Source organism: Bacteroides sp. QWL-09 (genome assembly GCF_058683585.1).
This window is the reverse complement of the sequence record NZ_CM178748.1, coordinates 2,101,821-2,113,840: the sequence shown is the minus strand read 5'-3', so window position 1 is coordinate 2,113,840 and position 12,020 is coordinate 2,101,821. Positions and strand designations below refer to the sequence as shown.

The window sequence follows — 12,020 nt, the reverse complement described above, 5'->3', positions numbered from 1 at the left end:
GTATTGGCATCTATTCGTACAAAGGTATTCTAATAGAAAACAAAGATTAATGCAAAATTGTTGAATATCAAATTGATAAATCAACTTGACTTGTTTAGTTTTTCTTGAATAATATCGGCTCGAGATTTACTTTTGGTAACCATATATACGCCTCCAAATACAAATGAAATTGCTATTCCTTTTGACCATCCAAAAGTCCCTATCCCCATTATTAATGCTGCTATGGTCGCCATAATGGGTTGCATGTAATTATACATGCTCACAACAGTAGGTCTAAGAATGCGTTGTGCAGTCATGAGAAGCAAATAAGCAAGAAAACTACCCCCAAGAACAACATAGGCTACTTGCCAGAAAGCGATAGGAGGGATACTTACCCAAGGGGTGGCGATTAATTCTTGAAAGGAGAAGGGCAAATAACAACATGCCGCGTAGAGGAACATCCACTTATTAATAGTGATGGCAGAGTAGTGTTGAGTCAGATTTTTAAAGACGGTAAGGTAAATGGCAAAACTAAACTGTCCGCTTAAGCAAAGTAAATTTCCCAATAGATTGCTTTCGCTTGTGCTGCCTTGATGACTGCTGATGATCAGTGTGATGGCTCCCAACGCTCCCATTATAATGCCTATAATCTTCTTGTTGGTTACGGGCTCTTTCAGATAAAAAGCAGCTACAATCATGGTGATGATGGGGAGCATGGTGGTAACTATGGAGGCATCAATAGGGGAGGTCAATGATAATCCATAAATAAAAACACCTTGGTTAAAGATGAGAGCAAAGAAGGAGGCAAAGAGAATTCTAAGACGATCGGTACGGTTGATGGGTTCGCTTTTGAAGAAGGCTGAAAGTATCCAAAAAGCGATTGCTGCACCAACCATGCGAAAAGTTGTGAGCGAAAGCGGATGAAAGACTTGAAGTGCCGATTTCCCAATAGGGGCCATTAATCCCCACATCACATTGGCTAGAAGGGCAAAGGTATGGCCTTGTATTTTGTTTGGATGGTTCATTGCAATGGGTGTTTTTTGAATAAAAAACTAAAAAAGAATTATTTGGCAAAGTTAGATATTTCTTCATATAAAATCATCTTTCCTGTTTTTTTGCTTTTTATTAATTCAGTTTTTTTTGTAAGTTTGTCTATCTAATCATTTTAATTCAATCTATATGGAAAAGCAAGCCAAATATATTCGTCGTATTGAGATCAGCGGACTTTGGGGAAAGTATGATATTAATTGGGATTTGCGAGCAGATGTAAATATCCTATCCGGAATCAACGGGGTTGGAAAAACAACCATTCTCAATCGATCTGTGGGGTATCTGGAAAAGCTTTCCGGCGAAATGAAGAGCGATGAGAAAAATGGAGTGATTCTTTTTTTTGATGATCCGGAAGCGACTTATATTCCGTATGATGTGATTCGTAGTTATGATCGACCTCTGATGATGGGCGATTTTACGGCTAAGATGGTGGATAAGGAAATTAAATCGGAGTTGGATTGGCAATTGTATCTTTTACAACGACGATATCTCGATTATCAAGTTAATATGGGTAATCAAATGATTGACTGCTTATCGGAAGGTGGTGACTCCGGTCGAGAAGCTGCTGAAAAGCTGTCTTCGGGTAAACGACGGTTCCAGAATATGATTGATGATTTATTTAGTTATACTCGAAAGAAAATTGACCGCAAAAGGAATGATATCGCTTTCTATCAAGATGAAGAACTGCTGCTGCCCTATAAACTTTCTTCCGGAGAGAAACAAATGCTTATTATTTTGCTAACAGCTTTGGTACAAGATAATCAACATGCTGTTTTATTTATGGACGAACCCGAGGCATCTTTGCATATTGAATGGCAACAAAAGCTAATTAAGCTGATTCGGGAATTAAATCCAAACGTACAAATTGTACTGAGTACCCATTCGCCGGCAGTCATCATGGAAGGGTGGTTGGATGCGGTGACTGAAGTGAGTGATATTGCAACTGTTCTCTAAATTGAAAAGCAAAAGGAGTGTCGTATGGCAACAACTTTAATTCATAACTTAACTTCTTCTTACTTTACTGCTGCACACAAACTTTATCCGAAGAATGTGCGTAAACGGATTGTCGCTTATGTCGAAAGCTATGATGATGTAGCATTTTGGCGTGCACTTTTAGAACCCTTTGAGACGGATCACTATTATTTTCAAGTCATGTTACCTTCGTCCGTGTCGTTAACGAAAGGCAAGAAAATGGTCTTAATGAATACGCTTGATACCGAAGCGTTGGGGACGAGCATGATCGCTTGTGTGGATAGTGATTACGACTTCCTATTGCAGGAGACGACCTTTACTTCGCGAAAGTTAAACCATAACCACTATATTTATCAGACGTATGCCTATGCGATAGAGAACTATCAGTGCTTTGCTGAAAGTTTACATGAAGTCTGTGTGCAGGCGACGTTGAATGATCGTACTCTGTTTGACTTCGAAGTTTTTATGAAACAATATTCGGAGGTCGTCTACCCATTGTTCTTATGGAATATTTATTTTTATCGTCAACGTGATACGCATACCTTTCCGATGTATGAACTTAATAATTGCACCTTATTGCGTGATTTCTCAGTCTCTCGTCCGGAGAAAAGTCTTGAACGGGTCAAGAGAAAGGTGAACGTTAAATTACACCAATTGTCACAATTATACGTGGATAAGACAGATGATGTGAAGCGACTTGCAGAAGAGTTAAGCAAATTAGGGCTGACTTCAGAGACGACCTACCTCTACATGCAAGGGCATCATATTATGAATAATGTGGTGTTGAAGATCCTCAATCCTGTTTGTACGATTCTTAGGCGTGAACGTGAAGAGGAGATTAAGCGTTTATCCGAACATGACGAACAGTTTCGCAACGAGCTGACTTGTTATCAGAATAGTGTGGCTAGTGTGGAAGTCATGTTAAGGAAAAACATTGCCTATAAAGGTCTGTTTTTATACCAATGGCTTTGTGAAGATCTAAAAAAAATGTTGAATAAATAAGTAGTACTAAAGATGATGTTATTAACTGGTTTTGTGAATATTTTATGTCAAGTTACTGTTTCTCCTACGTTTGGTGATCTGTTGATGAAACAAATCAATGATGGCTTGCGGTCTATAGGAATAGAGCAATCGTTAGCTGATAAATTAGATAATTTCATCATTTTGATTTTGATTGGGGGAATTGCTTTGTTGGCTAATTTGATTTCGCAACATGTCATTTTACGAAGTGTCGCTAAGATCGTTAAACGTACCAAAGCAACATGGGATGATATTGTATTCGATCATAAAGTCATGGTGCACGTCAGTCGGTTGGTAGGGCCTATTATATTTTATGTTGTTGTTCCTATGGCTTTTCCCGAACATGATAATGGTGAATTGCTGGAATTTATGAGACGTCTTTGTCTCATCTATATCATTGCGGTTTTCTTACGTTTTATCGGCGTCTTTTTGTCCGCCATCTATCATGTCTATAGCGAGAAAGAACAATTTCGCGATAAACCTTTGAAGGGGTTGCTTCAAACGGCACATGTGTTCCTTTTTTTCATTGGTGGAATTATCATTATCAGTATTCTGATGGATAAAAGTCCGATGGTGTTACTCACGGGATTAGGAGCATCGGCTGCTATCTTGATGTTGGTTTTTAAAGATACGATCATGGGATTTGTCTCTGGTATTCAATTGTCTGCCAATAACATGTTGAAGGTGGGCGATTGGATCAGCATGCCTAAGTATGGTGCCGACGGAACGGTGATTGAAGTCACCCTCAATACCGTGAAAGTCCGCAATTGGGACAATACCATCACGACGATTCCACCTTACCTATTGGTGAGTGACTCTTTTCAGAACTGGCAAGGTATGTTGCAATCGGGAGGGCGTCGGATTAAACGTTCTATTAATATCGATATGCAAAGTGTGCGCTTTTGTACACCGGAGATGTTGGAAAAGTACCGCAAGATCCAATTACTAAAGAGTTATGTCGAGGAGACCGAAGAGGTGCTCAAGAACTATAACGATACCAATCAGATTGATAATTCGGTATTGGTCAATGGGCGTCGCCAAACCAACTTGGGCGTCTTTCGCGCTTATCTGACGAGTTATTTGGAGAGTTTGCCCGTGGTTAATCATGAGCTGACTTGTATGGTACGTCAATTGCAACCGACTGAAAAAGGAATTCCATTGGAGCTTTATTTCTTTTCTTCGATAAAAGATTGGGTGGCGTATGAAGAGATTCAAGCCGATGTCTTTGATCATGTCTTAGCGATTATTCCGGAATTTGGATTGAGGGTATTCCAAAATCCGACAGGGCATGACTGGCAAAAAATGGCAGATAGAACGGCTTAGCACCGTTTTTGAGTTGTAGAAGGATCCTTGGGCCTGAATGAGACAACGGAGGAGATTTATACAGCATTCGCTTCCAAATTAGACGAATAATTTGGAAGCGAATTTGTTTTGTCTCTTTGAAGATAGACTGAACGTTGATTTTTAATAATCTGTGTTTTGAGGATCAAAGTTAGCCCATCCTGTTAGCCAGTTATCGTTGGTCGTGAAAGCACCGATATAATTTACTTGATCGAAACCGTTTAGTAAGTTGTCGTTGAATGCCGCAGCAGTTAATAACGGACTGCTTGCTGAAGGTATACACGATATGCTTAGGTTAGCCCCTGATGTGAGTTTCATCTCAGCCGTTGTGACTTCTTTGTTTCCGGTTTGTGCTTTGAAGAAGGCTGATGAGAATGATTCTGCACCATTGCCATCTAGTGGGACGTTGGTCCACGTTTTGTTTTTATCACTTCCGGTGATGTCCATATTTGCAAACCAGATGTTTTGAAGTTTGAGTTCTTCTGCACGAGCAGAGCCTTGGGCATCGCCCTTGTCATTCTCTATGATCAATCCTACCGGATAACCGATAGCGATGGAGTTAAAGCAGCTTAGATTGCTATAACGACGAATCTGCATGGCGGCTTGGTATTTACCTAAGGCCGATCCATTGTTCGGGTTATAATCACCTCCGTTAATATAAGTGTCGTTATTCACAAAGTCATTTGCCATAGCTTTAGGCCCGACAAAGGTCATGTTACTAAATATGGCTTTAGTCATCGGATTAATATTGGTTCCGTCTTTCCAGTTGTCCGATTCAAATCCGTTAGATAAAGAAGTGTCGGCCAACTTTGGGTCGCGGATTGATAGTCCGAATTGCACTTTTCCGGAGTAACCGTTGTCGGTATCAAAGTCGTCATCCCAACCTTTATACGCAATAAGGTATTTACAATTCACTTTTCCACCGAACCACTCATAAGAGTCATCATTGGAGTACGACACTTGTACGTGATCGATTTGCGTACCACTTCCGACAGATCCGAGTGTTAGTCCGTTGATCTCCTGATTGGCTGCGAAGGGATAACCGGCAAACTCGATGCGGACATAGCTCAAAATGCCAGAGTTGTCGGCATCATCATTTCCGCCATGCTTTGTACGTGGGCCACCTTCTATCTGCATCTCATTTTGATTATTAACAGCTTTACCACAGATAATCAAACCACCCCAATCGCCAGGTTTACGATTTCCCTTAGATTGGGCTGAAGTGAATACGATGGGCTCATTGGCCGTTCCTTTGGCCATGAGCTTACCACCACGCTCAACGATCAGCGCAGCTTTACTCGTTTTGTCTCCTTTGATGATTGTTCCGGGTTCGATGGTCAATACAGAACCTTCAGCAATGTATACCCAACCTCTTAGCGTATATGTACCTTTTTTTAGGGTTTGTGTTCCTTTGAATACAAATTCATCGTCACCGTTGCCAAGTTCATTGTTCTTGAATAGAATTTTGTTGGCAGCAGTCAATCCGCCGTCGGTTGAGAAGATAATTTCTTCGTCCGGAGAAGTTGGATTAACGTTGTCATTGCTTTGACTACAAGCTGTTTGAAGTGTGGTTACTAACAAACCTGCTACAGCTAACTTTAAAAAACCGAATGTTTTCATTTGTTTTTGTTTTTGTTCGACAATCTTTTTCTCTGTTGAGAGATTTATGTTAGAAAGTATAATTAATGCTTAAATTGAAATTTCTTCCGGGTTGGTAAGATTTGGTAATCTCTTCAATATTCTCAGTCGTTCCGTTTTTATGTGTAACTTCTGTGAACTGTTTGTAATAAACTCTTTCGGCTAGTAGATCGCGAACACCCATTTTAATCAACCAATGTTTGTTGAGCTTAAGCGATGCGCTTAAGTCGATCACGTTGCGCGGCATTTCATAAGAATTAGGAATGTTTACGGTATTCTCTCCACCGGTCAGTCCCACGGTACGTCCTACGCCAATGATGCGTTTCCCTATTCGGTTATAGAGTAAACCGACGTTTAATGCCTCTCCTTGGTAGAATAATCCGGTATTGACCAAATAGGGAGACTGTCCTTGCATGGGGCGATCGCGTTCTCTCGATCCTTTTTCGAAGTTCACTTTGCTCTTGATTAAGGCCCCATTGAAAGACCAAGTGAAGTTGCTTAGTCCGATGAATGCAAGATCTTTGCGGATATCAACTTCTACCCCCAAACTATAAGCACTTTGGGCATTATTGAACGAATAGACTAAGTCGGTACCTCCCGTTACGGTATAGACCCATTCGATCGGATCATTGAACTGCTTGTAAAAGACTGCGGCGGAAATCACTTCTCCACTGCTTGGGTAATATTCATATCTGAAATCAATATTGTTGATATAGCTATTCCGCAATTCCGTATTACCTTGTACGGCACTGCCCAAGTCAAAGTCGTAGAATACGGAGGAAGAGACTTCGCGAAACTCCGGACGGTTGACCGATCGCCCATACGATAGGCGTAACTGCTGCTGCTCGGTTAGCTTGTACGACATATTCAATGAAGGGAAGAGATCATTATAGGTATAGAATGTGCTTTTAGGACTCTTTTCCGCATCCCGGGTATTGCCGATTAACTCCATGTTATTATGCTCGAAACGGAGTCCGGTGTAAATATTAAAATCACCGAGTGGGAGATTCATTCCTAGATAGCCCGCCAACAATAGGTTATTACCTTCGTAGTTATTACGCCATTTCACTTCTTCCAAGAGATATAGTTTGTCTGCACCGTAATGCTTGTCGGTTAGCAATTCGTTGGCGATATCCATATGGCGGAAGTCCGATGGTAAAGTGTTTTGACTCTGGTTCCAATAATAGTCGAACTGACGAGTGGTATAATCTCGAGTGCGGTATTCCCCGTACGCGCCTGTTTTAAGCGTTGGTTTAATCTCATTGCCCCAGTCAAAGTCATATTTGTAGTTAAGGCTTCCGGAGACGATGTGCTCGTTTAGTTCGGTGTATTCACGATTGATATCGTTTCCTTTTGATAGGGACATGACGCCTTCTTCCAGAGCATCGTTGATCGTATAGCGTCGTCTATCGGGTAAGTTGCGATTAGAATAGGCATATCCGGTACTCCAGTCCAATACACTATTGCGGTACGTATGTTTGCCCGTGAACTGACCATTATAGGTGGTGCGACTGCTATAATAATATTCCGCACTCTCCATTTGATTGTCTTGGGAATCGAATCCTTTACGATTGGTGTACCGATCTTTGCCGAGCTGATTGAAGATATTCTTAAACTCAAATCGGCTAATATTGTTTTTTGGAGCAAAAGTCAGATTGAGCATGGCACCTAAACGTACATCGTGATTGTATTGATTATCGGTACTCTTTCTTAAGTAGTTGCTGCGGTCGTTTGCCGTATCGTAAGCTCCGAAGAGCGAATTCTCCATGTCCTCATAGCTCTTGTAAGCAGTACTGTAGTTCATGGCACCGGAGAGGGCCAACTGACTTCCGTTTGCAAACTCATGATGGCGACTGAAGTCCATATTTAGCCCCATGTCGGCGATGGGAGTTCGACGCTTGATCATCCAATTGTTGTTGAACCCGTTGTTTTGGAGATCAACCCCACGATCGGCAATCGATTGTAGTTTCGCATTAATCCCCCCTTGAAGCGTTCTCAATCCGTTGTCGAATCCTAGAAAATCGGTCGAGCTACCCGGATTGTAAAGAAATGGAGTAAAATGCGTTTGATCGTTTATGCTTCCACTCATTCCGATGGTAAACGAATTCTTAGTCGGAATATCTTTGGTGTGGATCTGAATGAAACCGCCACTAAAATCGGCCGGATATTCAGGCGCGGGACTTTTCACCACAATCATATTGTCGAGCTGAGAGGAAGGAATAAGATCGAAAGAGAATGCCCGTGAATCGGCTTCTGAACTCGGAACCGCACTGCCGTTGATCCAGACATTGTTATACCGTTGTGATAGCCCACGCACCATGACGAACTTATTGTCGATGATACTGATGCCCGGTACACGTTTGATGACTTCCGAAGCATCTTTATCTTGAGTGCGAGTGATCTGTTGTGCCGATACCCCCGATTGTACGACCAAACTTCGTCGTTGATCGGTCATGAGAGCCATTTCGGTATTTCTCTTCATTTGAGCCACAACCGTGACGTCATTTAAGAGGTGGGCATCCGATTCCATTTCAATGTTCAACACCGTTTCATGACTGATTTTTAGGGCTTTTAGAACGATCGCTTTGTAACCCACATATTTGAATTCCAGGGTATAGGTTCCTTTTCTTAAGTTGATGACATAGTTTCCATCCATGTCGGCTACCGCACCTTGTGTCGTCCCTAATACTTGTACGGTGGCTCCTATAAGGGGCTCTTTGGTTTGTTTGTCAATAATGACCCCTTTAATCGTTTCATAAGTTTCTTGAATCACTGCATTGGCGTTACCCGCAAGACCAACAGCCCAAAAGAAAAAGAGAATGAATAATTTTTTCATAAGTTTATGTCCTTGTCTTTAATCGTTGCAAAGATCTTCCTTTATCATTACATTTTAGAAACATTCAGGTTACATCATAGCGCAATAGTCGTTACAATTGTATGAATGAGGAGGACGCTAAGAGGAAGGGAGGAGGGGACTAAAAACAGTTCGGGCTAGTTGGAACAAATCAGTTGTCCCAACTAGCCCGAAAGATGGTGTGTTATTGGTCTGTTATAAACCGAATGAGAATTGATCGATCGATTGGTAAACCACGCTGGCTATTCCTAAACCGATGATGCCTAAGGTGCAAATGGCTAAACCGATGCGAGTGAACGTATCACTCTTGAATGACGGTATGGGAGTCTCCGACGGTGTAATGTACATGGCTTTCACCACTAATAAATAATAGTAGAGCGAAATGACGGTGTTGACCAAAGCGATGAAAACAAGTAAATGGAACCCGGCATTAAACGCTGCCATGAAGATAAAGAACTTCGAGAAAAAGCCTGCAAAGGGAGGAATACCCGCCAATGAGAATAGACACAACGTCATCAGAAAGGCCAGTTTAGGATTGGTCTTATACAGTCCGGCATAGTCGTCCAAGCTGAACTTATGGGCCCGTAGAGCCACGATGGTGATCACCGAGAACACGCCGAGGTTGGCTACGGCATAGATCAAGACGTAGTAGACCAAGGCCGTTAAGCTCTGAGAGGTACCACCGATCACTCCCAATAGGATGTAACCCGCTTGAGAGATACTCGAGAAAGCCATTAATCGTTTGAGGTTTTTCTGTCTGATGGCAAAAAGGTTGGCGATGGTGATTGAAGCGATAATCACCCAATAGAGCACCTCTTGCCACTGATCGACCATGGGAGCAAAAACCTTTGTGAGTACGGTGAAGAGTACAAAAGCAGCCGATCCCTTTGAGACCACGCTCAGATAAGCGGTGACCGTACTTGGAGCGCCTTCGTAAACATCGGCTGTCCAGAGGTGAAAGGGAACTAAAGAGAGTTTAAAGGCCATGCCGCTGAAGAAGAAGACAAATGCCATAATCTGTAACGGATTGCCAACAAGTTTAGAAGGGAGATCTTCGAAATAAAGAGTGCCGGTTGTGCCGTAAATCATCGAGAGTCCAAAAAGCAACAGCGAACTGGAGAATAGGGCGGTGAGGATATACTTGGCACCGGCTTCTGCCGAGTGATGGCGATATTTATCGAAGGCGATGAGAGCTGCCATCGGTACAGAGGCCGTTTCGAGTCCAATGAAAAACATAAGGAAATGGCCGGCAGAGATCATGAAGTACATCCCTAGTAGAGTCGATAAGGTTAAAATGTAAAACTCACCTTGCTTGAAGGAAGTATCTTCACGCTTTAGCCATTCATGCCCCATTAAGAAAACGATCAGTGTTCCGATGTTAAGAGTCGATTTGACGATCGAATGCATCGGAAGATAGTGATACATCCCCCCGAAGAGATCGACCGCTGTTCCCGGAATCAGATTAATGCCCGTATGGATGAACATTAATACGACGGGGAGTGCCGTGTTCAATCTGGCCTTTCCTTTCGTTTGATGAGCATCAGGACTCATAAACAAGTCGGCTATGAATAAGATGAGGAGGACGAGGATCAATGAGATCTCCTCACGCATATATAGAAATTGTGAATAATTCATATGTCTGAATGTTATAAGTTACTTTAAACGGGTTATGGTAGGAGTGATGAGAGGAGAGGAGCAACGCTGTCACCAATCATCTGACTGATCCAGAATGGCGCTAATCCTAATCCGGCTACACAAACGATCAATCCGATAACGGCCACACGTTCGTCCCAAGTCGCATCGCTCAATTTGAGATGAGCTTCGTTGGTACAAGTGCCGTAGAGAATCTTTCCGATCAACCGTAGGATATAAACCGCCGTAATCACGATAGAGGTACAAGCAATGATGGTCAGTGTACGGTGGAAGATATCGTAGTTCTGGAACGATCCGACAAAAATGGTCATCTCAGCCACGAACCCACTGAGTCCCGGTAAACCTAGATTCGCCAAACCGGCGATGACATAGCAGACACTCAAGAAAGGCATCACTTTCATTAAGCCCGATAACTCCTTAATGTTACGGGTATGAGTGCGGCCGTAGATCATGCCGATGAGCGCAAAGAAGAGCGCGGTCATCAACCCATGTGAGAGCATCTGCAAGACCGCTCCCGTGGCCGCCGTACGATTCAACATCAAGATGGCGAAAAGAACCAATCCGCAATGCGATACTGACGAATACGCATTGATATATTTCAGATCGGTCTGTACACACGCCGAAAGTGCACCATAGACCACCGAGATACCTGTGAGGATGAGAAAGATCCATGAGAGCTCGCTAGCCGCTTCCGGCATCAAGAAGATGGCAATACGGAAGCAACCATACCCTCCAAGTTTCATTAAGACGCCGGCGTGCAACATCGAGACGGCTGTTGGCGCTGAGGCGTGACCGTCGGGACTCCACGTATGGAAAGGAAAGAGCGCACCTAAGACCCCAAAGCCGAGAAAGGTTAGCGGAAACCAGATACATTGTTGGTCGAATGGGATATTGTGTAGTCGTGCAATCTCCAAGATATTCATCGTGCCGGCTCCCGATCCGTAATAAATGCCAAGGATCCCAATTAATAAGAAGGCCGATCCGCCCATTAACATCAAAGTCAGCTTCATGGCCGCGTATTCCTTACGTCCCGATCCCCAAACACCGATCAACAGATACATCGGGATGAGCGCAATCTCGTAGAACATGAACATGGTGAACAGGTCGATTGAGATAAAGAACCCGAAAACCCCCATTGAGAGTAGCGTAAACCAGAGGAAATACTCTTTCGTGAGCGGTTGCAGTCGCCATGAAGCGAAGGTGCCTGTGAAGACGATGATAGACGACAAGAGAAGCATGGCTATTGAGATGCCATCGACCCCCACAGAATAAGCAATGTTCAGCGGGGCATACCAGGTGAGATCGGCACGAAACAACATCTCGTCGGTGATGCCGGCATGACGGGCGTTAAGATAGAGGATGGTCAGGATGGTCGACAGAACCAACAGAGCCGAAGCTCCCGCCACCATCACTCCTCGTATGGCTTTTATTCCTCGAGCCATCCATAAACTCGCGAGCATGAGGAGAGGAATAAGGATATATAAAGATAAGACATTCATATCGTTTAATTTTT

The 12,020-nt window shown here is 43.0% G+C and carries 8 protein-coding genes; 3 read left to right on the top strand and 5 right to left on the bottom strand.

The features are described from left to right. Nucleotides 1–80: 80 nt before the first annotated feature. Complete coding sequence (locus AC4PG5_RS08245; protein ID WP_492028461.1) at nucleotides 81–1,004, bottom strand: DMT family transporter; 924 nt, start codon at nucleotides 1,002–1,004, stop codon at nucleotides 81–83. Between the two features lie 154 nt (nucleotides 1,005–1,158). Between AC4PG5_RS08245 and AC4PG5_RS08240 the strand changes: the two genes are divergently transcribed. The 3 genes from AC4PG5_RS08240 to AC4PG5_RS08230 all read left to right on the top strand — a co-directional run bounded on the left by AC4PG5_RS08240 (nucleotide 1,159) and on the right by AC4PG5_RS08230 (nucleotide 4,344). Further along, complete coding sequence (locus AC4PG5_RS08240) at nucleotides 1,159–1,983, top strand: AAA family ATPase (protein WP_492028460.1); 825 nt, start codon at nucleotides 1,159–1,161, stop codon at nucleotides 1,981–1,983. 24 nt (nucleotides 1,984–2,007) lie between these two features. Further along, nucleotides 2,008–3,003 (top strand): DUF4435 domain-containing protein, encoded by a 996-nt coding sequence (locus AC4PG5_RS08235; RefSeq protein ID WP_492028459.1) that lies wholly within the window; start codon nucleotides 2,008–2,010, stop codon nucleotides 3,001–3,003. Between the two features lie 84 nt (nucleotides 3,004–3,087). Next, entirely contained in the window at nucleotides 3,088–4,344 is a 1,257-nt protein-coding gene (locus AC4PG5_RS08230; RefSeq protein WP_492030720.1) for a mechanosensitive ion channel family protein, read from the top strand. Between the two features lie 141 nt (nucleotides 4,345–4,485). On the opposite strand, the gene AC4PG5_RS08225 is transcribed toward AC4PG5_RS08230, so the two are convergent. From AC4PG5_RS08225 to AC4PG5_RS08210, 4 genes are all read right to left on the bottom strand, one after another. Then, complete coding sequence (locus tag AC4PG5_RS08225; RefSeq protein WP_492028458.1) at nucleotides 4,486–5,982, bottom strand: beta-helix domain-containing protein; 1,497 nt, start codon at nucleotides 5,980–5,982, stop codon at nucleotides 4,486–4,488. Between the two features lie 49 nt (nucleotides 5,983–6,031). Then, the gene (locus AC4PG5_RS08220; RefSeq protein ID WP_492028457.1) at nucleotides 6,032–8,836 is read right to left on the bottom strand and encodes a TonB-dependent receptor; all 2,805 of its coding nucleotides are present in this window, start codon (nucleotides 8,834–8,836) and stop codon (nucleotides 6,032–6,034) included. Nucleotides 8,837–9,049: 213 nt separating this feature from the next. Then, the gene (locus AC4PG5_RS08215; RefSeq protein WP_492028456.1) at nucleotides 9,050–10,489 is read right to left on the bottom strand and encodes an NADH-quinone oxidoreductase subunit N; all 1,440 of its coding nucleotides are present in this window, start codon (nucleotides 10,487–10,489) and stop codon (nucleotides 9,050–9,052) included. A 32-nt stretch (nucleotides 10,490–10,521) separates the two neighbouring features. Then, complete coding sequence (locus tag AC4PG5_RS08210) at nucleotides 10,522–12,006, bottom strand: complex I subunit 4 family protein (protein ID WP_492028455.1); 1,485 nt, start codon at nucleotides 12,004–12,006, stop codon at nucleotides 10,522–10,524. Nucleotides 12,007–12,020 lie beyond the last annotated feature (14 nt).